This window comes from Haladaptatus paucihalophilus DX253, assembly GCF_000376445.1.
Lineage (GTDB): Archaea > Halobacteriota > Halobacteria > Halobacteriales > Haladaptataceae > Haladaptatus > Haladaptatus paucihalophilus.
The window spans coordinates 2,488,158-2,513,944 of sequence record NZ_AQXI01000001.1 but is presented as its reverse complement, the minus strand read 5'-3'; the positions used below and the strand labels follow the sequence as shown (position 1 = coordinate 2,513,944).

The following is a 25,787-nucleotide window of genomic DNA, read 5'->3' as shown; positions in this document are numbered from 1 at the left end:
AGTAGCCGGTATATAACAAAAACCCCTGCGTGAGAGGCGCGGATGCCATGCAAACCGAGAAACGACGCGTCCTCGCGGTCGCTATCGCCTGCCTGTGTATCGTCGGAAGCGGTGGCGTCGTCGCCACGACGCACGGACACCCAACCGACGGCCACCGGACGGGGACGATGACACACGAGCAACGAGCGAAAACGACGACGCACGACGGAGTGGGGACACACGACGAGCGGTCGGGAACGGAGACGTCGAACGAGACGGTTCAGGTCGAGTTCGTCAACAACTCGACGGTCGTGATTCACGGCGCGGCCGAGCGCGTCGGCATCGGAACGACGTGGTACGCGCCGGACGGCGTTGCGACGTCCTACTTCGAGTACGGCCCGCTGAACGGGACCACGCGCATCGCCGTGCCGGTGCAGGGCAGCGGAACCACGATAACCTACGTCACGGTGTACGACGACGAACGCGCGACGCCGATGCTGACGAAGCAACGCCCGACCGCGGCGAACATGACGACGGAACCCTGCCGCGGCGAATCGGCCGCGTGAGTGCGTCGATGTCGTAACGACGACCCGACGAAAAGCCTCGATTCGCCGCGCGGCCGCCGTGCGGGAATGGTCGGATTTGTTCGCGCCAACGAGCGAGTAACAGCCGATTGAGTCGCTGGCAGCGCGGAAACCGCATCGTTCGGCGTCCGGCCGCCGGTGGTGGGTTCGGCCGCACGTTTGTCAGTCGATAAACTGTTTACGAAATCGGGACATCGAGCGATACGGGGTAAACGGAGTCGCTGATTTATGCGGTATCTCGGCGTCTACGCACCGACAGGGTGGGAGGAATGAATACGACACAGACACGGGAGCGCACTGACCGGGCACGGTCGCGGGCGTTCTCAGAACAGGAGGTGTACGACGCGGTGAAGAACCTACGCAGGCGCTACGTTCTCTACTCGCTCAACCGGCAGCGCGGTTCCGTCGAGTTGGGAGAACTCGCCGAACAGATAGCGGCGTGGGAGAACAATATTTCTCGGGAGGAGGTGTCTCCGGAACAGCGAAAATCGGTGTACAGCGCGCTGTATCAGACCCATCTTCCGAAGTTGGAGAACATCGGTATCGTCAGCTACGACCGGGATTCGAAGCAGGTGTCGTTTACCGACGGCGCACGGGATTTCGAGTTGTATCTCGCGACGGACTCCCAGACGACGGTTCCGTGGCACAAACTGTACGTCGCGCTCTCGGCGGTGGGCGCGCTGTTGCTCGGGCTCGGATGGTTCGAACTCGTCCCTGCTTCGGGGTTCCAACTCGCGACGTTCGTCCTCGTCGCGTTCGGCATGACAGCCACGGCGCACTTCTACGACCGTCACTGTTGGCAGCAGCGGTTTCAAGGCGCGACCCCGGACCTCGCCGTGGAGTTCGGCGACGACGGCCGGTTCTTGTGAATCCTCGGCGACCGTTCAGGGGATTTTCACTATCGGCGCGCAGATGAAAGAAGACTTTTACTTTCTCGTTTCGTGGCGAGGAGTATGCGCGTCGCGTTCGTCGCAGAAGTGACGGCTCAACACGATGACACGGGGAGAACCCGCCGACTTAGACGTCTCGCAGAACTGCTCGCGAATCGCGGCCACGACGTCACGGTTTTCTGTGCCCAGTGGTGGGACGGCGACCACGAAACGTTCGAACAGGACGGGGTGGTGTATCACGCGGTGACGACCGACCCGCCGGGCCAGAGTCCGTCGCGGCGCTTCGCGCTCTCGCTCCCCGGCGCGCTCCGCCGTTCGAAACCCGACGTGATCCACGCGGCCGCGGTTCCGAAGCACGTCCTCGCGGCGAAGACGGCGAGTAAACTCGCGCGCGCACCGCTCGTCGTGGACTGGTACGAGTCGCCGTCCGAAATCGAGAGCACCTCGAAGTCGCTCCGGATGGCGGCGCGGGCACCGGACGAAGTTGTCACGCCGTCCGAGACGATACGGACCCGCGTCCGGGAGTTGGGCGCGGACGGCGGCGACGTGCGGGTGATTCCGAACAGCATCGACATGGACGCCATCCGGGACGCGCAGGTCATCGACGGTGCCAACATCGTCTATTCGCGCCGCCTCGACGAGGACGCTAACGTCGAGAGTCTCTTTCTGGCACTGGCGGAACTCCGCGATAAGGGCTGGCACGCCGTCATCATCGGCGACGGCCCCGAACGCGAGGGGTACGAGCGACAGGCCTCGGACCTCCGTATCGACGACCGCGTGGAGTTCACGGGGGCACAGCCGGTCGAGAAACGGATTCCGGTGTTTCGCGGCGCGCACGTCTACGTCCAGACCGCGCGGCGCGAGGCGTTCCCGACGGACCTGTTGCGCGCGCTGGCGTGTGGCTGTGCGGGCGTCGTCGAGTATCACGTCGAATCGAGCGCCCACGAACTGGTCGAGCAGGAAGAACGCACCTTCCGAACGACGAGCGAGCAGGAACTCACCGACGCGCTTCGGTCGGCCGCCGACCTCCCGCGGATGACTGAAAACGAGGAGTTCGAGCGCTACGACCACGACCCCGTGCTGGAACGGTACCTCGACTGCTACCGCGACGTGCAGGATTCGTTCGGATTCTTTTGAGAGCAATCGCGGTCATTCGCATCCCGAGAGGCCGTCGATACGGGCGATGAACACCGCGCTCCGTCGATGACGGTCTACAGAGTGAACGAAACCCGTACTACCGACTACTGTTGGAGTCGGAGCGATGACGATGGGTATATCGGGCATCGATACCCTCCGGAGGAGAATTCAAACCGACGCCACCCGTACCGGCGGACAACGCATGGCGACCAAACTCGAAACCGAACGACTCACGCGAGTCGTCGGCGGGGACCGAATCGTCGATGGCGTTTCCATCTCGGTGTCCGAGGGGGACGTACTCGCGGTGCTCGGTCCATCCGGGTCGGGCAAGTCTTCGCTCCTTCGGCTCCTCAACCGGCTCGACGAACCGACCGACGGAACCGTGTTTCTCGACGGGACGGATTACCGCGACCTTCCGCCCCGGGAAGTCCGTCGCCGAATCGGCATCGTCCCCCAGTCGCCCGCGCTCCGGGACGGGACGGTCTTCGAGAACGTGACCATCGGCCCGCGGCTTCGCGGTGAGACGGTCACGGACGGAACCGTCGAAGAATTGCTGGGACGGATGAACCTCGACGGCTACGCCGACCGGGACGTCGCGGACCTGTCGGGCGGCGAGGCACAACGCGTCGCCATCGCCCGGACGCTCGTCACCGAACCCGAGGTGCTCCTGCTCGACGAACCGACGTCGAGCCTCGATTCGTCGTCCGAGGAACGGGTCGAAGCGCTCCTCGAAGGACTCGTCCGCGAAACCGACCTGACGACGGTCCTCGTCACCCACGACGAGTCGCAAGCGCGTCGGCTGGCGGACCGCGTGGCGCTGCTCGAAGACGGACGGCTCGAATCGGTCGGACCGGTGTCGGAGGTGATGGCGTGAGCTTTTTCGACCAGTTCGGAAACCCGGACGTGCTCCGGGGACTCGGACAGGTCGCCGTCGCGTCGGCGTTGGCGCTGGTCGTCCTCGTCGTCTCGGCGGTCCGAAACCTCGACCTCGAAACGGAACTCGGGCGGTCGTTCGTCCGCGGGTTCGTGCAGGTGATAGCGATGGGGTCGGTCATCGGCGTGCTCTTCTCGGTGAGCCTCGCGTGGAGCGGGCTGGTGCTCGTGGCGATGATGGGAATCGCCGCGTGGATTTCGAAGGACCGCGGCGAGGACGTTCCCGGCGTCTTCCGGGTCTCGCTCGTCGGCATCGCGTTCGGGTCGGGGCTCGTTATCGTCACGATGGTCGCCGCGGGCGCGATAGAGGCGACCGTTCGGAACCTGATTCCGGTCGGCGGGATGGTCATCGCGAACGCCATGAAAACCAACTCGCTCGCGCTGGACCGGTTCAAGGGGGAGATAGAATCGAACCGCGCGGAAATCGAGGCCGTCCTCGCGCTGGGCGTCGCGCCCGAGAACGTCGTCTCGGAGTACGTGACGACGAGCGTCAGAGCATCCTTGATTCCGATGGTGGAGTCGCTGAAGAGCCTCGGACTCGTCTACATCCCCGGCATGATGTCCGGGATGATTCTGGCGGGCGCGAACCCCATCTACGCCGCCGAGTACCAGTTCGTCATCATGGCGATGCTGTTCGCCGCCGGGGGACTGACGAGCATGGCGAGTACCCTGCTTGTCGGTCGCTACGCGTTCACCGAGGCCGAGCAGTTGAAACCGTTCGACGGGGGAGAGGCGAGCGCGGGATAGCGCCGCCGGCTACTCCTCGCGGTCCGCGTTGGCCGCCTCGACGGCGCGGACGGCGGCGACGTTCTCCGGCACGTCGTGCACTCGAACGATGTCCGCCCCGCGTTCGGCCGCGATGGTCGTCCCGGCGACCGTCGCGGCCATTCGGTCCTCGTCCGCGATGGGTTCGAACATGGATTTGTGCGAATGTCCGATGAGGACGGGACAGTCGAGGGCGTGCAGTTCGCCCGTCCGACCGAGGAGTTCGAAACTCTCCGCGGGAGCCTTGCCGAAGCCGAGTCCGGGGTCGACGATTATCTTGCTCCGGTCGAGTCCGGCCTTCTCGGCGAGCAGGACGCGCTCTTCCAGTTCCGCGATGACGTCCTCGACTACGTCGTCGTACTCCACCGTGTGCTCCGGAACCACCGGCGCGTCGAGGCTGTGCATGACGACCAACGGCGCGTCGTACTCCGCGGCGACGAATCGCATCTCGGGGTCTTCCAACCCGGACACGTCGTTCAGGATGTCCGCGCCCGCTTCCAGCGCGGCGCGGGCGACGTCGGCCTTGCGAGTATCGACGGAAATCATGGCGTCGAGGTCGCTGATTCGCTCGATGACGGGGACGATGCGTTCTATTTCCTCTTCGTTCGATACTTCCTCCGCGCCGGGACGCGTGCTCTCGCCGCCGATGTCGATGACGTCCGCGCCCGCCTCGACCATCCGCTCGGCGCGGTCGATGGCGTCCTCGTGTGCCTCGTACTGGCCGCCGTCGTGGAAGCTGTCCGGCGTCACGTTGAGGATCCCCATCACGGCGGTTCGACCCTCCCACGGGAAGCCGTGGTCGCGGCCGTCTCCGTCCCCGTCGGAATCCGACCGCCGGATGCCGAGCGTCTCCCGGATGTCGTCGGCGAAGAGCGACAGGCCGTATGGTCCGTCGTCGAGCGCCTCCGCGAGCCGTTTGTACTGGGTCAGCGTGCCCATCAACAGCACATCGATGTTCTCGTCGTCCCGGTCTTTGAGCCCGGAGCGCGCACACTCGCCGCCGAGGGCGAGCATCTCCTCTTTGATGCGCCGTGCCTGCCGGGTCTGAACGCGGGTTTTGACGACGCGATGAACCGCTTTTCCGCGAATTCTGACGTTCTCGGTGTGTGTCACGTGGCTGGTTTCCAACGCCTCGCGCGCGTCGTCCATGTCGGCGATTTGCTTCGGAATTTCGGCCCGCGTCCAGCGGGTCCGCGCCTCCGCCACGGCGAACAGCGACCCGACGACGAGGACGAAATCGTCCTCGTCGGCCGCCGCGAGCGCGCTCTCGAGGGCGCTCTCGACCGAGCGAATTCGTTCGACGTGCTCCACGCCGCGGTCCTCGAACACCCGCGCGATGACCGCTTCGTCCTCCGCGCGGTCGATGTTCGCGTGGGTGGCGACGACGTGATCTGGCGTCGGGAGCGCGTTCGCCATCCCTTCGACGTCCTTGTCGTGCATCGCGCCGAAAACGAAGTGGAGGTCGTCGTAGTCGAACTCCGCGATGGTGTCGGCGAGGGCGGCACACGCACCGGGGTTGTGCGCCCCGTCGAGCGCGACGAGCGGGTCCGTCCCCATCACTTCGAACCGGCCGGGCCAGAACCCCTTTCGAAGCCCGCGGGCGAGTTCGGTGTCGGTCACGTCGGCGACCTGCCGGGCGAGCACCGCGGCGATACCCGCATTTTGGGCTTGATACTCGCCGAGCAGCGGAATCGAGGTTTCGAGGTTCCAGTCCGGACCCGACAGCGAGATGGCCGCCTCGGTGTGATTCGTCCGTCCTTCGTAGGTCGCCCGCACGTCGCTGTCCTCGCCGTCGCCGACGACGAGCACGTCGCCCGCCTGTTTTCGAACCGCGTCGAGGGCGTCCCCCGTCGCGCCGGTGACGAGCGGGGCGTCCTCTGGCGCGACGTGTGCCTTGTCCGTGGCGATTTCCTCCACCGTCTCGCCGATGATGCCCGTGTGTTCGAGCGTGACGCTGGTGACCGCCGAGGCGACGGGGTCCACGACGCTCGTCGCGTCGTACCGCCCGCCGATGCCGACTTCGAGGACGGCGACGTCCACGTCCTCGCGCCCGAAGTACCAGAGCGCCAGCGCGGTCATCCCCTCGAAGAACGTCGGCGAGTTGCCGTGAGTCGCCCGTTCGGTCACGTACTCCGAGACGGCTTCGACGTACTCGACCATCGCCGCCTCGGTGATTTTACGCCCATCGACGGTGATTCGCTCACGAACGTCGTCGAAGTGCGGCGACGTGTACAGGCCGACCGACAGTCCCGCTTCGCGGAGGACTTGCTCCGTCATCCGAGCCGTGCTGCCCTTGCCGTTCGACCCCGCGACCTGCACGAATCGAACCCCGTCGTGCGGGTCGTCGAGGTGCGCGAGGAGGTCCGCGGTGGAGTCCGTCCCCGGCTTCGGACGGAACCGCCGCAAGTCGAAAAGAAAGTTCGCCGCCTCGTGGTAGTCCATGTCTGTGAGGACAGAAGCCGTGCGCTTTAGATTGTCGGAGTCGGAGGGCGTCGAACCCGTCGGCGCGCCGACCGGTCAGAACTCGCGTTCGAACTCGCGCTTCGTCCGCTCGTAGCTCCGTCGGGCCGAAGCGCGACCCCCGTCCTCGTTCTCGGCCATCAGCCGCATCATCCGACGTTCGAACTCGTCCTCGTCGATTTCGTCCGCGACGTATCGCTCTTTCAGCTCGTCCATCCGGTCCTCTTTCGTCGGTCCGAGGCGTTCCGAGAGTCCGACGTCGCGGGCCTCCGGGGACAGTCGTTCGGCGATTCGAGCGAGTCCGGCGAGCCGTTCGCTTCGCGGCATCGAAGCCTGCCGTACCGCGCTCGAAACCATCCAGACGAACAGCACGGTGGCGAGTATGGCGTCCAGCAGGAACGCCACGACGTACGGGAACGCGGCGTTGAACACCGCGAAGACGAGCGGCGTGTTCGCGTACGCCGACCCCCCGAGGGCGGCGAGGGTGCCGAACACGCCGACGACGGCGATTCCGACGAGGAGGACGAGCGAGAACACGAACCCCGCGAACAGCGTCTTGACCTTCGTGCTGGAGAGCGCGCTCATCGCGTGAAGCTTCGTTCGGGGACCACTTTAACTCACCTTCCGCCGCCCACGAGCGGGGTGGCGAGGGTCCGCCGCGACGAGTTCGACGGCGGCGTTTTTGCCCGTTCGCGGCGTACTCCACCCGCCATGCCGTACGAACAGTGCAACGGAGCCGACCTGTATTTCGAAGACGAGGGCTCGGGAACCCCGCTCGTCTTCCTCCCCGGCGTGATGACCGGTGTTCGGTTCTTTACGCACCAACTGGGGAACCTCTCGGACGACTACCGGACCGTCGCGCTCGATTACCGGGGGCACGGCCGCTCCGAGAAGACGGAAACCGGGCACACGGTGGGCCAGTACGCCAGCGACCTGGACGCCTTCCTCGACCGGCGGGACCTCGACGACGCGGTTCTCGTCGGGTGGTCGATGGGCGCGCTGGTCGCGTGGGAGTACGTCGGCCAGTTCGGGACCGACCGAGTTCGGGGCTTCGTGGACGTGGACATGTCCGCGTCGGCGTTCCAGTGGGACTACTACGACCACGGGAGAAGCGACTCGGCACGGCTCACAGAGACGCTCGGATTCGTCCAAACCGACCACGCCGCGTTCATCGAGGGACTCGTCGAAGCGGCGTTCGCGGAGCCGCCGTGCCCCGAAACGAGGGCGCTGGTCTTCGACGAGGTATCGCGCACGCCGCCGCCCATCAAGAGCGCGATTCTGTTCGATTACACGATGCGCGACTACCGCGACGTTCTCCCCGACATCGAGACCCCGACGCTCGTCTGCGCCGGTGCCGACGAAAAGTGGCGAACCGTCGCGGCCGTCCGGGACGTCGCGGACCGCCTCCCGAACGCCGAGTTCGAACTGTTCGAGGAGAGCGGCCACTGCATTACGGTGGAGGAACCCGAGCGGTTCAACCGCCGACTCCGGGAGTTCGTTGAATCCCTGTGAGGACGGCGCGGATTCGCGTTTTTATCGATTTTTACCCGTCAGCCATCGACCTACCACAGTATCCACAGAACGCATCGTTCACGGTGTTCCGTGCGCCGCACTCCGGACAGTTGCGTTTCCGCTCCGCCGGCGTCGCGTCGAACAGGCCACTCCACCCGGCCAGTTTGAGGACGGCGAGGACGAGGAGAACGTCGAGAATCCACCCGACGGGACCCATGAACGCGAACAGGACGAAGAAGGCTCCGACGACGACTGCGAGCGCGAGGTAGACGCCGTGTTCCGCTCGGAAATTCATAGATGATGGTCAAGGAGAGCGGGCATAAGTTTTCTCTCAGTACGTCCGGCATGCGTTGACATAGTCACCGTGCGTTTTTGTATCGAACGAACATTTGAAGAACGAATGTTGCACTTCTGTCCACGGTGCAGGAACGCCGACGTCGAGAAGCCGGTTCTCGATTCAGCGAACGGGTACGCGACCGCCGAGTGTCCGGAGTGTGGCGAGCGCTTTCGGTTCCAATATTTCCCCTTGTATACGTTGGAAGGAGCGCCGGGCGTCGGAAAATCCACGACCGCGGGTTTTCTGGACGGAGAAATCTCCCCGTCGATTTACGAGGGCGACCTACACATCGATTTGACGAACGGAAACCTGTCGTGGGAGGCCATCTGCGACCTCGATTTCCGCATCTGCATGACGCTCCACGCGACCGGAAAGCAGGCGCTCTTCGTCGGCGGCGTCCACCCCCACGACCTCACCGACAGCCCCGAGACGCGCTATTTCTCGGGTATCGAACGCTGTGCGCTCGTCTGTGACGACGCCGACCTCGAAGAACGGTTACGCGAACGGTCGATGGCACAGGAGGGCATCGATTTCATGCTCGACGTCAACCGTTGGTACCGAGAACGGGGGGCTGACCGGAATATCGAAGTCATCAACACCACCACCGCTGACCCCGATACGATCGCTCAACGGGTTCGCACGTGGCTCGAAAAGAACGGGAACCGGTAGTCGATTCGCTTCGCTCAATCGTGCCGGAAGCACCGACTCCCGGTGAACACCATCGCCATGTCGTGCTCGTTCGCGGCCTCGATAACGTCGTCGTCGTTCACCGACCCGCCGGGTTGGATGACGGCCTCGATACCCGCTTCGGCGGCCTCCTCGATGGCGTCCGGGAACGGGAAGAAGGCGTCGCTCGCCATGACCGCGCCGTCGGCGTCCTTGCCTTCAGCATCGCGGTCGGCCTTCATCTTTGCAATCTGCACCGCGTCCACGCGGCTGACCTGTCCCGCGCCGACGCCGACCGTCTCGGTGCCCGTGGCGAACAGGATGGCGTTGGACTTGACGTGTTTGATGGTCTGCCACGCGAAGAGCAGGGAGTCGAGTTGCTCGTCGGTCGGTTCGCGCTCGGTCACGACGTCGAGGTCCTCGCGGGTCGGGTCCTGCATGTCGCGCTCCTGGACGAGTCGGCCGCCCACGAGGTCCTTCTCGGTGTGAGTTTCCGTGATTTCGCCGAGGTCGGAGACGTCGAGCACGCGGAGGTTCTTCTTCTCGCAGAGGGTTTGGAGCGCGTCGTCGGTGTAGCCCGGCGCGACGACGACTTCCTTGAACGAGTCCACGATTTGGGTCGCGGTGGCGTCGTCGCACTCGCGGTTGAGGGCGACGATGCCGCCGAACGCGCTCTTCGCGTCCGTCGAGAGGGCGCGCTCGTAGGCCTCGGCGAGCGAGTCGGCGACGGCACAGCCAGCGGGATTAGTGTGCTTGATGACCGCGGCGGCGGGGCGGTCGAACTCCTTGATGAGGTTCAGCGCGCCGTCGGCGTCGTTGTAGTTGTTGTACGACAGCGCCTTCGCGCCCTCGTTCAACTGCTCCGCGTGGACCACGCTGGCCTCCTCGCACGTCGCGTCGGCGTAGAGCGCGGCGTCCTGATGCGGGTTCTCCCCGTATCGGAGGCTGGCGGCGCGGTCGAACGTTTCGACCTTCCGGGCGGGAAGCGCGTCGTCCGCGTCCGCCTCGACGCGGACCGCGTTCGCGTCGAAATCGACCTCGGCGTCTCCCTCGGCGAACCAGCGGACCGCGCGGGGGTACGCCTTGAACTCGCCTTGATAAAGGACGCGCTCCTTCAGCGACTCCTCGTCGTCGCCGTCGTACACCGGAACCGGTTCCTGCGTGACGATGGGACCGGAATCGACCTTGGAGTGGTCAACCTCGCCCGCGTCGTCCGTCGCGTCGGTGACGACGTGAACCGTGCATCCGGTCGTGCTCACTCCCGCGTCCAGCGCGTCGCCCCACGCGTCCATGCCGGGGAACGACGGGAGCAAGGACGGGTGGACGTTGAGCGTCGTCGGCGCGTCGTCCAAAAACTCGTCCGTGAGGATTCGCATGTAGCCGTCGAGGCACACGAGGTCGAACTCGTAGTCCGCGAGCGCGTCGAGGACGCGGCGCTCGTGGTCCTGCCGCAATTCGTCGTCGCCCTGTTCGACGACTTCCGTGGGAATCCCGCGCTTTTCGGCTTCGTCCAGCACCGGCGCATCCGCGCTGTTGGTGAGGACGACCGCCAGTTCCGCCCCGCCCGGCGCGAGGTCCGCGATGTGCATGAGGTTTCGACCACGGTTCCCGGCCATACCCGCAATCCCTGTCATACGAGAGAGACCGACCGGCGGGGCCAAAGTAGTTGCGGTCGAGCGGCGAATTCTATACAACTTCGTGGATATATTTCGGAGTCGCACGGTTATTTTTCCGTTTTGTATGCATACTTGTGCGTCATCGGACCGACACGCTTTTGCCGAACCGAACGGCAGGCACAGGTATGGATTCCCTTTACGCCGTCTCGCCGATAGACGGACGCTACGCCGGTCGAACCGCGCCGCTCCGCGACTACGCGAGCGAGGCCGCGCTCATGCGTGCTCGCGTGCGAGTCGAGATAGAGTATCTCATCGCGCTGTCCGACCTCGACGTGACGCCCTTCGACATCGCGGCGGACGACCGCGACGAACTCCGTGCCGTCTACGAGGAGTTCGACGCGGAGGACGCTGAAATCGTCAAGGCCCTCGAAACCGAGGGCTACGAGGACTACCCCGCGACGAACCACGACGTGAAGGCGGTCGAATACTTCGTCCGCCGCTCGCTCCCCGACGATTTGGACCTCGGGTCGTGGATTCACTTCGCGCTGACGAGCGAGGACGTGAACAACCTCGCCCACCGCCTGCTCGCCAAACCCGCCGTCGAGGAGGTTCTGCTCCCCGAACTCGCCGCCGTCCGCGACGAGTTGGCCGATATGGCCCACGAGTACCGCGACGTGCCGATGCTCGCCCGAACCCACGGTCAACCGGCCACGCCGACGACGTTCGGCAAGGAGACGGCCGTCTACGCCGCCCGCCTCGGACGAGCGGTCGGCGAAATCGAACGCGCCGCCGAATCGCTCTCGGGCAAACTCGCGGGCGCGAGCGGCACCTACGCGGCCCACGTCGCGGCGTATCCCGACGTGGACTGGCGGGCCTTTTCCCGCGAGTTCGTGACGGACCTCGGTCTCTCCCACACCGCCCTCGCCACGCAGGTCAACCCGTGTGACGACCTCGCGGAACTGTTCGACGCGCTCCGTCGGGCCAACACGATTCTCCTCGACATGGACCGGGACATCTGGCTCTACGTCAGCGACCGCTACCTCGGGCAACTCACCACCGAGAGCGAAACCGGCAGTTCCACCATGCCCCACAAGGTCAACCCCATCGACTTCGAGAACTCGGAGGGCAACCTCTCGAAGGCCAACTCCGACCTCACGTTCCTCGGCGACTACATCACCACCTCCCGACTCCAGCGCGACCTCTCCGATTCGACCGTCAAGCGGAACATCGGGTCGGCGTTCGCCTACTGCCTGCTCGGCTACACCAAAGCGCAGGACGGCCTCGGGAAGGTCGTTCCCAACGAGGAGGTCATGCGCGAGGAACTCGAATCCACGCCCGAAATCATCGGCGAAGCGGTCCAAACCATCCTCCGGCGCGAAGGCCACGGCGACGCCTACGAGCGCGTCAAAGCGCTCACCCGCGGGAAACGCGTCACGCTCGACGACTTCCGCGACCTCTTCGACGAACTCGACGTGGACGAGGACGTGCGCGAGGAACTGCACGCACTGACGCCCACCGGCTACACGGGCATCGCCGCCGACCTCGCGGACGACCTCGACTGAGCGCTCACCAGCCCAGCCAGCCCAAACCGTTACACTCCTCTCCGTCGTCACCGGTGTCATGTCATCGACGTACGAGCGACGCCGACTGGTGGCACCGCTCATCGCAATCGCCGCGCTGATCTACTGGTTCGCCGTCCGACCGTGGCACCTCCGCTGGGGTGCGACCGACGAGGAATCGAACGGTTCCCTCCCCGGTGACGGTTTGCTTCGGGACCCCGAGTCCGAGGTCACTCACGCCGTCACCATCGACGCCCCCGTCGAGGAGGTGTGGCCGTGGCTCGTCCAAATCGGACAGGGGCGCGGCGGGTTCTACAGTTACGACTGGCTGGAAAACCTCGTCGGCGCGGACATCCACAACGCCGACCGAATCCTCCCGGCACATCAGGACCTCGAAGTCGGGGATACCGTCCACCTCGCGCCCGAGGACTACTCGGTGCAGACGCCCGAGTCCGCCCCCGAAGTCGCGGTGCTCGACCCCGAGCGGGCGATAGTGCTCCAACCGCCGGGGGAATCACCGCGGTGGACGTGGGCGTTCGTCCTCCGTCCGCTCGACGACGAGACGACGCGGTTCGTCGCTCGAATGCGCTCGCACGGAAAACAAGACATCGCCGGGAGAGCGGCCGACGTCCTGTTCTGGGAACCCGCCCACTTCGTCATGGAGCGCAAGATGCTACTCGGAGTGAAAGAGCGCGCCGAATCGTCGAAATACGGGACGCGGAAAAACGTGAATAGGGCGTGACTTTAACGAATTATTTGTAATAATCGCGCTTGCTGTAGACGTAGGCCAACAGTAACCCGCCGACGACGATGCCGAAGAAGGCGGCGAGATGCCCCGTGAAGAATCGGAACACGTCCATCAGCAGGCTCAACCCGTACACGATTATCGTGAGCGTCCAGGCCCACGACTTGAGCGTCCACAGACCCCAGACGACGGCGAGTTTGGCGACTGCGAAGACGATGACGATGGCACCGACGATGAGGCCGATGGGGGACGAAAACAGCACCCCGAGACCGCGAAGGAAGCTTCCGAGCGCACCGAGCGCACCGAGGACGCAGATTATCTTGATACCGAGCGGGGCGGACTGGGATTTCCGTCCGTATGCGGAACGGTTTGTAGCCATACTGTTCGATAGAAAGCGAATCGTAATAAGCTTCGTTGACGTATCGACCACGAAGTATTTATTCCCACGAAATAGACACGTCGCTGTATGGACCCCGATACACGCGATACCTCCGGCTGCCCGAAATGCGGTCACACGGAAGTAACCACGGACTCCATCTCGACCACCGGCGGCGGACTCAGCAAGATGTTCGACATCCAAACGAAGAGCTTCACCGTGGTCTCCTGCTCCAACTGCGGTTACTCCGAACTGTACAAAGACGTCCGCAACCGCGGCAGCGACATCGTGGACGTCTTCTTGGGTTGAATCGCCACCGACCGCCGTTGTCGCTAACTACTACAACATATGACAGACAATAATAACCTCATCCACGCGCTCATCGGCGCCGTCGTAACTCTCGTCGTGTCCTTCATCCCGTTTTCGCCCGTCCTCGGCGGGGGCGTCGCCGCCTATCTGGGGCGGACGACGCCCAACGAGGGACTTCGAGTCGGTGCCATCTCCGGTGCCATCGCCGCAATTCCCATGGCGGTCGTGGGGCTGTTCGTCATGAGCATCATCTCCTTCGGGTACATGCCCGGCGGATTCGTGGCGCTCCTCTTTCTCTTGGGCATGTTCGCCATGCTCTACACGGTCGGACTGAGCGCGCTGGGTGGGTACCTCGGCGCGTATCTCGCCGACGAGTTCTGAACAACGAATCGCCCTCCTCACCTGAACTTTTTATACCGACACGAAGCCACCTCGCGGCGTGACCGCCGAACGAATCGCAGCGCTGGTCGTCCTCGCCGCGCTCGCGCCATTGGTTCCCGGTGGTGAGCGACGACGCTCTTCGGCGCTACTTCCCGCGATTTCATCGCTTGCGGTCGTCACGCAACGACAGCAATCACAACAGCAACTGCGACGACAACGACAACAACCACGCCAGCGACGACAGCAACACCGACCGCGAATACTCGTTCTCGACCGACCACCGCCCGAGCGCGACCCGTCCGAAAGCGATGTTCGCAACCTATCGGACCGAGAGTGCCAACAGTGTCCCGGTCATTCAACGAGCGCCAGAAGAGTTCCCCGTACCGCATCCGCGGCCGCTCGGACGTCGGCGACATCGACGTACTCCCGCGGCCCGTGTGCCACCGCGCCCTCGTCGTCGGACAGCACGCCCGGCCCGAACACGACGGTCGGAGCGACGCGTGCGAAATAGGACGCCTCGGTCGCCGCGCCGAACGGACGTACCTCGCCGCCGCTCTCGTCGGAGAGCGTTCGCACCAGTTCCGAGTCGGCGGGCGTCTCGAAGGCTTCGAGAAACGGCGTGTCGCGTTCAGCGAGGGAAACGTCCACCTCGACCGCATCCACGGCGTCCCGGAGATGGGCTTCGAGGGAGCGGCGGAACTCCTCGGCACCTTCCGGCGGAACGCTCCGCCGGTCGATGACGAACGAGCAGTCGGCGGGAATCTGGTTCGTGGCGGTTCCCCCCTCGACCGTCGTCGGCGTGAGCGTCGGCGCGCCCAGTTCGGGATGTTCCCTGTCCGAATCGAACGTGGAGAGCGCCGACAGGACGGGGACCAACCCGCGTATCGCGTTGACGCCCGCTTCGGGGTGCGCGGCGTGTGCGTTCTCCCCCCGAACGGTTACCGTTCCCTGAAAACGCCCTCGCGCGGCGTTGCACACGTCGAGGTCGGTCGGTTCGCCGACGATTACGGCGTCGGGATGGAGTTCGGTCCCGTCCTCCTCGTCCCGAGCGAGGAAGTCGAGGGCGGCCGCACCCGTCGAGTCGGTTTCCTCGTCCGGCGTCACGGCGAGCGTTACCCGCCCTCGCTTCGGTTCGAACGCGAAAAACGCATCGAGGAGCGCCGCGAGCGGTCCCTTCGCGTCACAGGAGCCGCGGCCACGAATCCGGTCGTCGTCACCGTCTCCGACGCTATCGCGGGAAAACGGAACGTGGGGCGGCACGGTGTCGATGTGGGTGTTCAGGACGACGTGCGGGCCGTTTTCGTCGCCGACGCGCTCCGCGAGGACGTTCCCCGCGGCGTCGATGGTCGTCTCGACGCCCGCCGATTCGAGGGTTTCGACGAGCAGGGTTCGCATCGCATCGACCGATTCGTGTGATGGCGTCCGAACGGCGGTTTCGAGGAACGAAATCGGGTCGAAGTCCGTCACGGAATCACGCCTCTAAATCGAGTCGTCCGGCGTTCGAGACGCGGAGGTCGCCGCCGAACTCGCGTTCGACGGGTCCGGTGAGCGTCGCGTTTCGGTCGTCAACCGTGACTTCGAGGTCGCCGCCGGGCGGCGACACCGATACGTTCTCGCCGTCCGTGAGTCCGAGTCGGCGCGCGGCGGCCGCGATGGCGACCGCGCCGGTGCCACACGACTGGGTTTCGCCCTCGACGCCGCGCTCGAAGGTCCGCTGGTCGAACCCGCCGTCGCACGGCGAGGCGAAGGTGACGTTCGCGCCCTCCGGGAAGACGTCAGCGTGGCGAATCGGCGGTGCGTCCCGTTCGAGGTTCACCGCCGTCACGTCGTCCACGAACGCGACCGCGTGCGGAACGCCCGTGTTCACCGCCGTTACGTCGTAATCGCCGACGCGGGTCTCGATGAGGGGTTCGTCCCCCGCGACCGGGACGTCGTTCGGCCCGAATTCGGGGGCACCCATCTCGATGGTCGCGCCGCCGTCGTGGATTTTCGCGTGGCGGGTTCCGGCGAGCGTGTCTATCATCACCTCGTCCGCGTTCGCGCGCTCGGCGGCCCAGACCGCGGCACAGCGCGCACCGTTTCCGCACATCTCGGCCGTGCTCCCGTCCGGTTGCACCAGCGTCATGATGACGCGCGGCGGGCGGAATTCGGGTTCGAGTGCCAGAAAGAGCACGCCGTCCGCACCGATTCCGTCGGTCCTGTCACAGACCCTGCGGGCGAACCGTGAGCGGTGAGGAACGCATGCGTCCGGGTTCACGATGACGAAATCGTTCCCGGTGCCGTGGTACTTCTCGAACGAGAGGTTCATTCCCACGTCACCTCCGTTTCGGTCGCGATGACGTCCGCGTGGGTTTCGCGTCGGTGTGCGACCCCGGTTCGGTCGCCGTCCACGACGACGACGGCCGGACGCGGCCGCGAGTTGTACTGGCTCGCCATCTCGTAGCCGTACGCGCCCGCGTTGCCGACGGCGAGTAGGTCGCCGCGCGTCGGGTCGGCGAGCAGGTGGGTTCCGAAGGTGTCCGAACTCTCGCAAATCGGTCCGGCGACCGTCGTTTCGACCGCTTGACCGTCCGCTCCCACGCTCCTGATGTGATGGTACGAATCGTAGAGCGCGGGTCGAACGAGCGCCGTCATTCCGGCATCGACTCCGACCACGGTCGTCTCCGGTGCCTCCTTGACCGTGTTCACGCGGGTCAGGAGGACACCGGCGTCGGCGACGAGGTACCGACCCGGTTCCACGACGAGCGTGGCGTCGAGGTCGCCGAGCGCGTCCCGCGTCGCGTCCGCGACCGATTCGAGGTCGAGAGGCGGGTCATCGGGGTGATACGGCACGCCGAACCCACCACCGACGTCCACGAATTCGAGGTCGGGGTCGATGGTGCGAGCCAACTCACCCATCCGGGAGACGAGTTCGCGGTGGTTGCCGAGGTCGTCGCCCGAGATGCCGCTTCCCGCGTGGGCGTGGATTCCTACGACGTCGAAGTCGTCAGCGGCCGATTCGAGCAGGGACGCGGCGCGGTCGTAAGGGACGCCGAACTTCGCGTCCGCACCCGTTCGCACCTTCTCGTGATGGCCCGCGCCCACGCCGGGATTGACGCGGAGACAGAGCCGTCCGTCGTAGCCGCGCTCGGCCAATCGGTCGATGGTGTCCGCGGCACCGACCGTAACCGTCAGACCGGGGTGGTCCGCGGCGAGTTCGACCGCCCTGTCGAGGTCGATTCCGGGCGGGTTGACGGCCGTGTAGTGGACACGCTCGCCCTCGAATCCGGCGGCGAAGGCGCGCTCCGTCTCGCCCGCCGAAGCGCATTCGATGCTCGCGCCCTCGGCTTCGAGGGTTTCGAGGACCGCGCGGGACGTGTTCGCCTTCGCGGCGAAGTGGACGTCGGCGTCAGGAAACGCCGCTGCGAGTCTGGCGTAGTTCTCGCGGACGCGTTCGAGGTCGATGACGTACAGCGGCGTGTCGTATTCGTCGGCGAGGTCGTCGAGCCGGGCGTCGGACCAGTCCGACAGCCGTCGTACCGGCGGGTTGTCGGCCGAAACGGTCGCGCTCATCGCAGGGCCTCCTCGCGCTCGACCTGAGCGAGCGTGTCGTCTTCAACGTCGAGCGCCACGACGGCGGGCTTGTACGCCCCGCCGTCGAACAGGTCGTGGTCGCCGAGGCTCGATTCAACGAATCTGGTGAACGCGCGTCGGTTCGGCGGAAGATGGCCGTACAGAATCTCCTCGTCCACGAGGTCGTAGACGGGGATTCGCGGCGTGAGAAGCGTGTTCTCGGCGACGATGCTTCCCTCACCGACGACGAACCCGGACGTGACGCGACAGCCAGCGCCGAGGGTCACGTCGTCTTCGACGATGACGGGCGTCCCCTCGACGGGTTCGAGGACGCCCCCGATGAGCGCGTTCGCACCGAGCTTGACGTTCTCCCCGATTTGCGCGCACGAGCCGACGGTATCACAGGAGTCCACGAGCGTCCCGTCGCCGATGGAGACGCCGATGTTGACGAAGCTCGGACTCATCAGGATGCAGTTCGACCCGACGTGTGCGCCGCGGCGGACGACGGTTCCGTCGGGCGTGTTGCGGGTACCCCGACCGGGGAAATCGTCCGTCTCGCGGAGCGGAAGGACGTCGTAGTAGGTGACGCCGCCGTATTCGTGGCCCTCGATGTGGCGAAGGCCGAAGTTCAGTAAAATACCCTGTTTCACCCATTCGTTCGCTTCCCAACTCCCGTCGCGCTTTTCGGCGGCGCGAACCTCGCCCGCCTCCAACGCGTCGAGGAAGGTTTCGAGGAGTTCGTGTTCGTTCGGTCCGGCGCTGTCCGCGTTTACCTCGCCGGAATCGTATCGTTGCCACAGTTCACGTACGTCGCTTCGTATGTCGCTTTCACGTCTCATTCGCTGATTACCTCGCTAAACTCGTACCGCCCCGGATGTCGTCCGGTCACCCACGCCGCCGCGTCGAGCGCGCCGTCGGCGAACACGCCCCTGTCGGCCGCCCGATGGGAGAGTCGAAGCTCCTCGTGGTCGTTCGCTATGAGGACTTCGTGTTCGCCCGCGATACCCCCCGCACGGCGAGCGTGAACGCCGATTTCGTCGGGTTGTCGCGGCGCATCGCCTTCGCGTCCGTGAACGCGCTCGTCGGGACCGCCCGCCGCCGCGATTCGGTCGAGGAGCGTCTTCGCGGTCCCGCTCGGCGCGTCTCGCTTGCCGTTGTGGTGCGTTTCGGTCAGTTCCACGTCGTAGCCGGGCAGGTCGGAGACGGCACCTTCGACCGCTCGGAGGAGAGCCTGCACCCCGCGGGAGAAGTTGCTCGCCACGAGGACGGGGACCGATTCGCTCGCCTCGCGGAAGACGGATTCGTCGTCGTCGAACCCGGTCGTGCCGACGACGCACGCGACGTCCGCGTCCGCACACGCCGCGACCAACGTTCGGCTGGCGTCGGGGGTCGAAAAGTCCACGAGAACGTCCGGGTCGTACTCCGAGAGGGCCGCTTCGAGGTCCGCCGCGGATTCGGTCGGAACGCCGTCGATTTCTCCCGGCGGGTCGCGGCTCACGCCAGCGACGATATTCACGTCGTCCCGGTCGCTCGCCGCCGCGATGACGGCGCGGCCCATCCGCCCCGTGACGCCGCCGACGAGCACCCGCGTCACGCGCCCCCCTCCAGTTCGTCGAGTACCGCCGCGAGTTCCTCGCGGTTCTCGTCGGACAGTTCGGACAAGGGCAGTCGGAGGCCGTCCGGTCCGTAGCCGCGGTGTTCCATCGCCGCCTTCACCGGAATCGGGTTCGTCTCCGCGAACAGCGCGCGGAACAGCGGTCCGAGTTCGAACTGGAGTTCCCGCGCCCGGCCGTAGTCGCCCGAAAGGGCCGATTCGACCAGTTCACAGGTCCGTTCCGGTTCGACGTTTGCAGAGACGCTGATAGTCCCCGCCGCGCCGATGGAAAGCATCGGGAGCGTCAGCGCGTCGTCGCCCGATAGCACCGCGAACGCCTCGTCTCGGGTTCGTTCGATTATCTCGCTTATCTGCCCGAAGTCGCCGCTCGCGGCCTTGTAGCCGACGATGTTGTCGTGTTCGGCCAGCGAGACGGTCGTCTCCACGTCGATGTTTCGCCCGGTTCGAGAGGGGACGTTGTAGACGATTTGAGGCAGGTCAACGCCGTCCGCGATGGTGCGGTAGTGGGCTTCCATCCCCGCCGGTTCGGGCTTGTTGTAGTACGGAGAGATGAGAAGGAGGCCGTCGGCCCCGGCGTCCGCGGACCGTCGTGCGAGGTCGAGGGCTTCGTGGGTCGCGTTGCTCCCCGCGCCGGCGATGACGGGGATGTCGACGGCGTCCACGACGGTTTCCACGACTTCGACGTGTTCGTCGTGGCTCAGGGTCGCGCTCTCGCCGGTCGAGCCGACCGGAACGAGGCCGTCGACCCCGGCGCGTTCGAGGCGCTGGGCGTCGCTACGGAGGAGTTCGTGGTCTATGCTGTCGCCCGCAAAGGGCGTTGTCATCGCGGGATAGACCCCGCGAAACGGTGTGTCTGTATCTGTCATCGGTCTGTGTCGGAAATCGGTTATCGCGCGGTGCAAAACGAGAATGGCTCGAAACGGGGGTGCCATGCCCGCCGCGAACCTCACGCCGCACGTTTTGTCCGTTTTCCGACTGTGCTGTCGCTGGCTCGCCGATACGCGAACGCGGCGGGCGCCACAGCACGAGGCATATTCCATTGGGTGTTTCGTGGTGACTTATGCCTTACGCCGACGACAGACTCTGCCGTCGGGGTCGGATTTCGGTGGATTCGTCGTCAAAAACCGGTCGGAGTCGCGAGGAAACCGGTCGAAAGTGGTCGTTTGCCGAAAATCAACCGGTTGGTCAGAAAACATTTATCGAGACATGAAGGATGTTCAGTATGAACTGGTCCCTCATCGCACGGTGTAGCCTCCGATACTCGCTCGTCTACGCGGGACTCACGGTGGGTGCCGTGTTCGCTCTCACAAAATCGGAACTCGCGCTCCTCACCCTGTTCGGGCTTGGACTCGCCGTTCTCCTGTTTGCGCTCGGTGGAACTGGAACCGTCCGAATGGGAACAGCAATGGCGAACGCGGATTCGATGGGTTTAGAGAGTACCATCGTGGACCCAGCGGACCTCCAAGCGACCCAGTTGCAGAGCGACGTCAAGGTGCTCTTTTACGGCATCGGCCTCCTCGTCTGTGGCATGGCGGCGCTCGTACTGGTCGGGTAGGAGAGGCCTGTGTGCCGTTGCCGCGCAGGACAATCCGGCGGTCTTATCATACCTCCAGACATACGCTCGAAAAATGCTCGTCCTCGGAGACGCCCACGCCGACGACCGCGACAACCGGCGCGCACTCTTTGCGGCGTACCGCGAGGCGAACCCAGACGTCACTCTGCAGTTGGGAGACTTGATGTTCTACGACTTGCCCGCACCCACGTGGTTTATCGGCGGCAACAACGAGGATTTCGACACCATCGAAGCACTGCGGAACGGACTGGTTTCGAACTCGCAGGTCAGAAACGCCCACCTCATCGCCAGCACCGCCGTCGAACTCGACGGCCTTCGAATCGCCGGTCTGTCGGGGAACTTCGCGCCGACGCAGTACGACCGCCCGCGCGCTAACCTCGTCGGCGACCGCCGCCGTCACTTCACTCACGAAGACGTGGAGAAGGCGATGGAACTCGACTCCGTGGACGTATTGATGACCCACGAGGCACCCCACGGTCTGCCCGTCGCCGAGGATTACGACGTCGGGTGTTCGCACATCGACGACCTCATCTCCGCGCTCTCGCCGGACCTCTGTCTCATCGGGCACCACCACCAGCACGCCGAGACGACCATCGGCGAGACGCAGGTCGTCAGCGTGGCACCGACATGGGAGCGATATTACATCCTCGACCCCGAGTCGCTCACGCTCACGTGGCATAAAACGCCGACATCGTGACAGTACCGGACAAGCAACTTCTTTATGCCAGTAGTTATCACACTAACGTATGACGGATATTCATCCAGGTCAGCGCGTCACGGTATTAGCCGACGCGCAAAACCTCTATCACACTGCTCAAAGCGTCTATAGTCGGAATATCGACTACTCATCTCTTCTCTCGAAGGCGGCACAGGATCGAGAGTTGACGCGCGCCATCGCCTACGTCATTCAGGCCGATAGCCCCGACGAGGACCGCTTTTTCGACGCGTTGACCGACATCGGATTCGAGGCGAAAATAAAGGCGATAAAGACGTTCGGCGACGGGTCGAAGAAGGCGGACTGGGACGTCGGCATCTGTCTCGACGCCATCACGCTCGCACCGAAAGTCGATACGGTCGTGCTCTGTACCGGCGACGGCGATTTCGCACAGCTCGCGACGCACCTTCGACACGAGGGGGTGCGCGTGGAAGTGATGGGGTTCCAAGAATCGACCGCCGAAGAACTCATCGCCGCCGCCGACAGTTTCATCGATCTCAGCGAACGGACCGAAACGTTTCTCCTTTAGACCGGGCGACCGCCTTCGCCCGTGCCGAACATCAGTGCGCCAGCGGCGAGCGCGACAGTGGCGAGACCGGCGAGGGCGTTCCCCGTGAAGGTACCGATCATGGAGATGACGCCAAATATCAGGACGCTCCCGACGATGAGAAGCGCGATTCCCAGCAGTTCTTTCGTGTTCATACGTCGTCTTCGGACTCCCGCCTAATAAATCGCTCTCAAATCGATAGCCAGCGCCATGGTACACCGTGACAGAGAAATGGTAACATGCACCAAACAGTCCGATGTCGAAGGGCTTTCACCCTCACACGCTAAATCCGGCCCAATGACTGAAGACGAGGATTTGCCCGCACTGCGTACGACCGCGGATTACCAGTTCGGCGCGGGGGCCGGTGCCGCGCTGTTCCCTCCCGAGGAGGACCTGGAAGTTCGCCATTCGTCCTCCGGGCGACCCCAGCAGGTGCACGCCGACGGGAGCCGACTCGTCACCTACGCCACCGACGGCCGATTCACGCTCGGCCTCGCGGGGGGCAATCGCATCGCCGACGCCCTCGAATCGCCCGCGGGTCGCGTCATCGTCGGCGACGAGAGCGAGCCGTTCGTTAGGGACGGCAAGAACGTCTTCGCCAAGTTCGTCGCCGACGTGGACCCCGACGTCCGCGCCGGAGACGAGGTGCTCGTGACCCACGAGAACGGCGACCTGCTCGCCGTCGGTCGCGCCGAACTCGACGCAGACGCCATGTTCGATTTCGACACCGGAATGGCCGTGAAGGTGCGCGACGGCGCAGAAAAGTAAACCGACGGGTTTCCGACGCATTTGCGTCACGTTTTTCCCCCTCCGTTCCGACGATTCGGGTATGTTTGGAGGAGGCGGCGGTGGGCTCGACCCACGCAAGATGCAGCAGATGATGAAGCAGATGGGTATCGAAGTGGACGACATCGAAGCCGAAGAGGTCGTCATTCGCACGACCGACGGCGAGGAACTCGTCTTCAGCGACCCGGACGTCACCCGAATGGACGCACGCGGCCAGCACACCTACCAGGTCGTCGGCGACGCCGAGACGCGCGAAGCGTCCGGTAGTTCCGACGCGGGAAGCTCCGAGGAGTCCACGGAGGAATCCGCGGGCGCGATTCCCGATGCCGACGTCGAAATCGTCGCCCAGCGCGCGGGCGTGAGCGAAGACGAAGCCCGAGAGGCGCTCGACGCGGAGAACGGCGACCTTGCGGCGGCGATAGAGCGACTGGAGTGACGGTCCTACTCGTTCACGGCGACCGGGAGTACCTGCGAAATCCCGGCGAGGAGCTACAGACCGACCTCGGCGTCCTCACCGTTCCCGAGGACGTGCAACCCGGCGACGTCCTCGCCACCCACTTGGACGAGGAGTTCACGGTGCGACGGCTCCGCGGCCCGGACCTGTTCCACCACTTCGAGCGAACGGGCGCGCCGATGCTCCCGCGGGACATCGGCCTCGTCGTCGGCGAAACAGGCGTCGCGGCTGGCGACCGGGTGCTCGACGCGGGAACCGGAACCGGCGTCCTCGCCGCGTATCTCGGGCGAATCGGCGCGGAGGTCGTCACCTTCGAGCGGAAGGAAGATTTCGCCGAGGTCGCCCGCGACAACATCGAGATGGCGGACGTGGCCGATGCGGTCGAGGTTCGAACGGGAGACGTCACCGAAAACCTCGACGAACTCGGCGAGTTCGACGTCCTCACCCTCGATACGCCGGACGCGGCGGAGGTCGTCGCACGCGCGCCGGACCTGTTGGCGGACGGCGGCTCGCTCGGCGTCTACGCGCCGTTCGTGGAGAGCGCCCGTGACGTCGAAACGGCCGCTCGGGAATCGAATCTCGACGACGTTCGCACGATGGAGACCATCCAGCGCGAGATGGACTTCGACGAGCGCGGAACGCGCCCGTCCACGAGTCCCGTCGGCCACACCGGGTATCTCACCTTCGCGCGGAAGACGTAGCGCGAGACGGCGGTTCTCGATATCATTTTTCTTTCGACGCGCCCCGCGGTAGCGGGGGGTATTCGGGACTGCTCGGAGCGGTGGGTGAAAGACGGTCGGTCGTCAGTGCCTGCCGGTGTCGTACTTGTAGGTCGCGTCGTCGGGGTCGATGCCGAACTCCTCGGCCATCTCCTCCGCGTCCTCGTCGCTCGAAGGCTCTCCCTCGTGCGGCCGGGCGTCCTTGAACCGTTCGCGGAGACGGTCGGGCATCTCGAAGGAATCGACGGCGAGCACCATCGGGATGGCGTCGGGTTCGATGTCGTCCCGTTTCGAATCGAGGCGGTCGCGGAGTTTCGACGGGAGGTCCCCGACGTCGAGGGGTTCGAAACCGAACTGGGCGAGGTAATCGGGCACGCCGACGAGGGCGTACACCTCCTCGAAGTCGTCGTCGCTCGCCTTGTCGATGAGGCGTTCGATGACGTGCGCGCCGACGCCCTGCCCGCGCCACGATTCGACGACGCCGATGCTCGTCAGCTCACAGATTTCGGGGGCATCGTCCGGCTTGTGGATTCGAATCCGCCCGAATCCGGCCTTTTCGCCCGACGTTTCGTCCACGACGACGACGTAATCCCGGGAACGAAAGGCGGTTTCGTCGAGCCCCATCGCTTCGATGTTATCGAGCAACCAGACCTCCTCGCGGTTTTTAGCATCCCGGACGTACATGTCGGGAGATACGTTCGCAAGCGTCAAAAAGTCATCCGTGGATGGACGTTGAAGTGGCTAGCCGAGAAACAACGACCGTCCGATGCGTGGGTCGAAGGTCATGAATCAGTGGGGAATAGTTCTCATGCTATCAGTGGTAGCGATACAGATAGCGCTCGAAGCCTACAGCGCGGTTACGAACAGCGGAATCGCCGAATTCGGCGGGCATCTCGCGTTTGCCCTGCTCTGGGTTGTGTTTGGTCTCGTGGCGTTTCGCCAGCATGGGACGACGCGACTCACCATTCTCACGGTTCCCCTGCTGGTCGCGGGTGCCTTGCTGTACGTCCTCCAGATTCGGATCAGCCCTTCACAGCCCTTCCAGCGAGCGTAGTTTCTGCTCGACGTCCGGCGGCGCGGCGCTCGGCCCGTCGCGGACGCGGTGGTCGGGGACGAGAATCGGGGCGGGGTTCTCGTCGAGCGCGGTCCTGACCAGTTCCAAGTCCGCGTCCTCGGTGTGGTCGATACCGGAGGTCATCCGGGCGACGGTTTCGACGTTCACCTGCTCGCCGTAGGGAACGTTGCGCACCGACTCGAGCACGCTTCGTTGGTCCGTCGGGAGGGTGAGCGCGACCTGTACGTCAGAAAAGTCGTCCTCGACGCCTTCCAGATACGCCATGATACGGTCGAGGACGGCGTGGTCTTCCAGTGCGTCGTCGTCGGGGTCGTGCGGAAACGTCACGCGCAAGACGCGTCCGCTGGCGACGCCGACCTGCACTGCTCGCTCCAAATACGGGGAGTGCTGCGCATAGATTCCGGCAGTCTCGTCCATAGCGACGGCAACGAACCTCATGACCTTCAAGATTCGTCCCGCGGACGCAAACCTTATGTACAAACTAGTCCGTTGATGTACTACA

32 protein-coding genes are annotated in these 25,787 nt (G+C 64.8%); 18 read left to right on the top strand and 14 right to left on the bottom strand.

Going from position 1 to position 25,787, the window contains the following annotated elements; all coding sequences use genetic code 11:
* Nucleotides 1–47 precede the first annotated feature (47 nt).
* The 5 genes from B208_RS0114030 to B208_RS0114010 all read left to right on the top strand — a co-directional run bounded on the left by B208_RS0114030 (nucleotide 48) and on the right by B208_RS0114010 (nucleotide 4,270).
* Complete coding sequence (locus B208_RS0114030) at nucleotides 48–545, top strand: hypothetical protein (protein WP_007979433.1); 498 nt, start codon at nucleotides 48–50, stop codon at nucleotides 543–545.
* 287 nt (nucleotides 546–832) lie between these two features.
* Nucleotides 833–1,432 carry a DUF7344 domain-containing protein gene (locus tag B208_RS0114025; RefSeq protein ID WP_007979435.1) on the top strand — a complete coding sequence of 200 codons (600 nt, stop codon included), beginning with the start codon at nucleotides 833–835 and terminating at the stop codon, nucleotides 1,430–1,432.
* A gap of 84 nt (nucleotides 1,433–1,516) precedes the next feature.
* Complete coding sequence (locus tag B208_RS0114020) at nucleotides 1,517–2,590, top strand: glycosyltransferase family 4 protein (RefSeq protein ID WP_007979438.1); 1,074 nt, start codon at nucleotides 1,517–1,519, stop codon at nucleotides 2,588–2,590.
* A 202-nt stretch (nucleotides 2,591–2,792) separates the two neighbouring features.
* Nucleotides 2,793–3,464: an ABC transporter ATP-binding protein gene (locus B208_RS0114015; protein ID WP_026177853.1), complete on the top strand. Its 672-nt coding sequence runs from the start codon at nucleotides 2,793–2,795 to the stop codon at nucleotides 3,462–3,464.
* On the top strand, nucleotides 3,461–4,270 hold the full coding sequence (locus B208_RS0114010; RefSeq protein ID WP_007979443.1) for an ABC transporter permease: 810 nt from the start codon (nucleotides 3,461–3,463) through the stop codon (nucleotides 4,268–4,270). The genes B208_RS0114015 and B208_RS0114010 overlap by 4 nt, the downstream gene beginning before the upstream one ends.
* A 9-nt stretch (nucleotides 4,271–4,279) precedes the next feature.
* On the opposite strand, the gene folP is transcribed toward B208_RS0114010, so the two are convergent.
* Both folP and B208_RS0114000 read right to left on the bottom strand, forming a co-directional pair.
* Nucleotides 4,280–6,730, bottom strand: coding sequence for a dihydropteroate synthase (folP, locus tag B208_RS0114005; RefSeq protein WP_007979445.1), 2,451 nt, complete (start codon nucleotides 6,728–6,730; stop codon nucleotides 4,280–4,282).
* Nucleotides 6,731–6,805: 75 nt separating this feature from the next.
* Nucleotides 6,806–7,333, bottom strand: a complete 528-nt coding sequence (locus B208_RS0114000; protein ID WP_007979447.1) for an SHOCT domain-containing protein — start codon at nucleotides 7,331–7,333, stop codon at nucleotides 6,806–6,808.
* 126 nt (nucleotides 7,334–7,459) lie between these two features.
* On the opposite strand from B208_RS0114000, the gene B208_RS0113995 reads away from it, so the two are divergent.
* Nucleotides 7,460–8,260: an alpha/beta fold hydrolase gene (locus B208_RS0113995; RefSeq protein ID WP_007979449.1), complete on the top strand. Its 801-nt coding sequence runs from the start codon at nucleotides 7,460–7,462 to the stop codon at nucleotides 8,258–8,260.
* A gap of 31 nt (nucleotides 8,261–8,291) precedes the next feature.
* Here the strand turns inward: B208_RS0113995 and B208_RS0113990 are convergent, their stop codons facing one another.
* The gene (locus B208_RS0113990; RefSeq protein WP_007979451.1) at nucleotides 8,292–8,555 is read right to left on the bottom strand and encodes a zinc-ribbon domain-containing protein; all 264 of its coding nucleotides are present in this window, start codon (nucleotides 8,553–8,555) and stop codon (nucleotides 8,292–8,294) included.
* Nucleotides 8,556–8,795: 240 nt separating this feature from the next.
* On the opposite strand from B208_RS0113990, the gene B208_RS0113985 reads away from it, so the two are divergent.
* On the top strand, nucleotides 8,796–9,266 hold the full coding sequence (locus tag B208_RS0113985) for a hypothetical protein (RefSeq protein ID WP_232423803.1): 471 nt from the start codon (nucleotides 8,796–8,798) through the stop codon (nucleotides 9,264–9,266).
* A gap of 14 nt (nucleotides 9,267–9,280) precedes the next feature.
* Here the strand turns inward: B208_RS0113985 and purH are convergent, their stop codons facing one another.
* The gene (gene purH / locus B208_RS0113980) at nucleotides 9,281–10,897 is read right to left on the bottom strand and encodes a bifunctional phosphoribosylaminoimidazolecarboxamide formyltransferase/IMP cyclohydrolase (RefSeq protein WP_026177852.1); all 1,617 of its coding nucleotides are present in this window, start codon (nucleotides 10,895–10,897) and stop codon (nucleotides 9,281–9,283) included.
* 167 nt (nucleotides 10,898–11,064) lie between these two features.
* Between purH and purB the strand changes: the two genes are divergently transcribed.
* The gene (gene purB / locus B208_RS0113975; RefSeq protein WP_007979456.1) at nucleotides 11,065–12,441 is read left to right on the top strand and encodes an adenylosuccinate lyase; all 1,377 of its coding nucleotides are present in this window, start codon (nucleotides 11,065–11,067) and stop codon (nucleotides 12,439–12,441) included.
* A gap of 58 nt (nucleotides 12,442–12,499) precedes the next feature.
* On the top strand, nucleotides 12,500–13,180 hold the full coding sequence (locus B208_RS0113970) for an SRPBCC family protein (RefSeq protein ID WP_007979458.1): 681 nt from the start codon (nucleotides 12,500–12,502) through the stop codon (nucleotides 13,178–13,180).
* A gap of 10 nt (nucleotides 13,181–13,190) precedes the next feature.
* On the opposite strand, the gene B208_RS0113965 is transcribed toward B208_RS0113970, so the two are convergent.
* A complete protein-coding gene (locus tag B208_RS0113965; RefSeq protein WP_007979460.1) occupies nucleotides 13,191–13,562 on the bottom strand; it encodes a DUF2127 domain-containing protein in 372 nt (123 codons plus the stop codon).
* Nucleotides 13,563–13,649: 87 nt separating this feature from the next.
* Here B208_RS0113965 and B208_RS0113960 point away from each other — a divergent pair, with 87 nt between their 5' ends.
* Both B208_RS0113960 and B208_RS0113955 read left to right on the top strand, forming a co-directional pair.
* Nucleotides 13,650–13,868, top strand: coding sequence for a zinc ribbon domain-containing protein (locus B208_RS0113960; protein WP_007979463.1), 219 nt, complete (start codon nucleotides 13,650–13,652; stop codon nucleotides 13,866–13,868).
* A 39-nt stretch (nucleotides 13,869–13,907) separates the two neighbouring features.
* Nucleotides 13,908–14,249 carry a DUF5518 domain-containing protein gene (locus B208_RS0113955; protein WP_007979465.1) on the top strand — a complete coding sequence of 114 codons (342 nt, stop codon included), beginning with the start codon at nucleotides 13,908–13,910 and terminating at the stop codon, nucleotides 14,247–14,249.
* 351 nt (nucleotides 14,250–14,600) lie between these two features.
* Here B208_RS0113955 and B208_RS0113950 read toward each other — a convergent pair whose 3' ends face one another.
* From B208_RS0113950 to dapA, 6 genes are read right to left on the bottom strand one after another with little or no spacing between them, the layout of a single operon-like run.
* Nucleotides 14,601–15,716, bottom strand: a complete 1,116-nt coding sequence (locus B208_RS0113950; protein WP_007979466.1) for a M20 family metallopeptidase — start codon at nucleotides 15,714–15,716, stop codon at nucleotides 14,601–14,603.
* 4 nt (nucleotides 15,717–15,720) lie between these two features.
* Nucleotides 15,721–16,557 carry a diaminopimelate epimerase gene (gene dapF, locus B208_RS0113945; RefSeq protein ID WP_007979468.1) on the bottom strand — a complete coding sequence of 279 codons (837 nt, stop codon included), beginning with the start codon at nucleotides 16,555–16,557 and terminating at the stop codon, nucleotides 15,721–15,723.
* Nucleotides 16,554–17,801 (bottom strand): diaminopimelate decarboxylase, encoded by a 1,248-nt coding sequence (gene lysA, locus B208_RS0113940; protein WP_007979470.1) that lies wholly within the window; start codon nucleotides 17,799–17,801, stop codon nucleotides 16,554–16,556. The genes dapF and lysA overlap by 4 nt, the downstream gene beginning before the upstream one ends.
* Complete coding sequence (locus tag B208_RS0113935) at nucleotides 17,798–18,640, bottom strand: 2,3,4,5-tetrahydropyridine-2,6-dicarboxylate N-succinyltransferase (RefSeq protein WP_007979471.1); 843 nt, start codon at nucleotides 18,638–18,640, stop codon at nucleotides 17,798–17,800. Before B208_RS0113935 ends, lysA begins: the two co-directional genes overlap by 4 nt.
* The gene (dapB, locus tag B208_RS0113930) at nucleotides 18,637–19,395 is read right to left on the bottom strand and encodes a 4-hydroxy-tetrahydrodipicolinate reductase (protein WP_007979473.1); all 759 of its coding nucleotides are present in this window, start codon (nucleotides 19,393–19,395) and stop codon (nucleotides 18,637–18,639) included. Before dapB ends, B208_RS0113935 begins: the two co-directional genes overlap by 4 nt.
* Nucleotides 19,392–20,282, bottom strand: a complete 891-nt coding sequence (gene dapA / locus B208_RS0113925; protein ID WP_026177851.1) for a 4-hydroxy-tetrahydrodipicolinate synthase — start codon at nucleotides 20,280–20,282, stop codon at nucleotides 19,392–19,394. Before dapA ends, dapB begins: the two co-directional genes overlap by 4 nt.
* Nucleotides 20,283–20,638: 356 nt before the next feature.
* Here dapA and B208_RS0113920 point away from each other — a divergent pair, with 356 nt between their 5' ends.
* From B208_RS0113920 to B208_RS0113910, 3 genes are all read left to right on the top strand, one after another.
* A complete protein-coding gene (locus B208_RS0113920) occupies nucleotides 20,639–20,971 on the top strand; it encodes a hypothetical protein (protein ID WP_232423802.1) in 333 nt (110 codons plus the stop codon).
* Nucleotides 20,972–21,044: 73 nt separating this feature from the next.
* Nucleotides 21,045–21,686 (top strand): metallophosphoesterase family protein, encoded by a 642-nt coding sequence (locus B208_RS0113915; RefSeq protein WP_007979478.1) that lies wholly within the window; start codon nucleotides 21,045–21,047, stop codon nucleotides 21,684–21,686.
* Between the two features lie 49 nt (nucleotides 21,687–21,735).
* Nucleotides 21,736–22,233, top strand: a complete 498-nt coding sequence (locus B208_RS0113910; RefSeq protein WP_007979480.1) for a LabA-like NYN domain-containing protein — start codon at nucleotides 21,736–21,738, stop codon at nucleotides 22,231–22,233.
* Here B208_RS0113910 and B208_RS24400 read toward each other — a convergent pair.
* Nucleotides 22,230–22,406 (bottom strand): hypothetical protein, encoded by a 177-nt coding sequence (locus tag B208_RS24400; protein WP_007979482.1) that lies wholly within the window; start codon nucleotides 22,404–22,406, stop codon nucleotides 22,230–22,232. The genes B208_RS0113910 and B208_RS24400 overlap by 4 nt on opposite strands.
* Nucleotides 22,407–22,548: 142 nt before the next feature.
* Between B208_RS24400 and B208_RS0113900 the strand changes: the two genes are divergently transcribed.
* The 3 genes from B208_RS0113900 (at nucleotide 22,549) to B208_RS0113890 (ending at nucleotide 24,192) form a co-directional block, all read left to right on the top strand.
* On the top strand, nucleotides 22,549–23,019 hold the full coding sequence (locus B208_RS0113900; RefSeq protein WP_007979484.1) for a PUA domain-containing protein: 471 nt from the start codon (nucleotides 22,549–22,551) through the stop codon (nucleotides 23,017–23,019).
* Nucleotides 23,020–23,080: 61 nt separating this feature from the next.
* Nucleotides 23,081–23,473 carry a nascent polypeptide-associated complex protein gene (locus B208_RS0113895; RefSeq protein WP_026177850.1) on the top strand — a complete coding sequence of 131 codons (393 nt, stop codon included), beginning with the start codon at nucleotides 23,081–23,083 and terminating at the stop codon, nucleotides 23,471–23,473.
* The gene (locus B208_RS0113890; protein WP_007979489.1) at nucleotides 23,470–24,192 is read left to right on the top strand and encodes a methyltransferase domain-containing protein; all 723 of its coding nucleotides are present in this window, start codon (nucleotides 23,470–23,472) and stop codon (nucleotides 24,190–24,192) included. The genes B208_RS0113895 and B208_RS0113890 overlap by 4 nt, the downstream gene beginning before the upstream one ends.
* 102 nt (nucleotides 24,193–24,294) lie before the next feature.
* On the opposite strand, the gene B208_RS0113885 is transcribed toward B208_RS0113890, so the two are convergent.
* Nucleotides 24,295–24,894, bottom strand: a complete 600-nt coding sequence (locus B208_RS0113885; RefSeq protein ID WP_007979491.1) for a GNAT family N-acetyltransferase — start codon at nucleotides 24,892–24,894, stop codon at nucleotides 24,295–24,297.
* Between the two features lie 124 nt (nucleotides 24,895–25,018).
* Here B208_RS0113885 and B208_RS0113880 point away from each other — a divergent pair, with 124 nt between their 5' ends.
* Nucleotides 25,019–25,264, top strand: coding sequence for a hypothetical protein (locus B208_RS0113880; RefSeq protein ID WP_232423801.1), 246 nt, complete (start codon nucleotides 25,019–25,021; stop codon nucleotides 25,262–25,264).
* Here the strand turns inward: B208_RS0113880 and B208_RS0113875 are convergent.
* Nucleotides 25,241–25,702, bottom strand: coding sequence for an MGMT family protein (locus B208_RS0113875; protein ID WP_007979494.1), 462 nt, complete (start codon nucleotides 25,700–25,702; stop codon nucleotides 25,241–25,243). The two genes, B208_RS0113880 and B208_RS0113875, sit on opposite strands and share 24 nt — an antisense overlap.
* Between the last annotated feature and the right edge of the window lie 85 nt (nucleotides 25,703–25,787).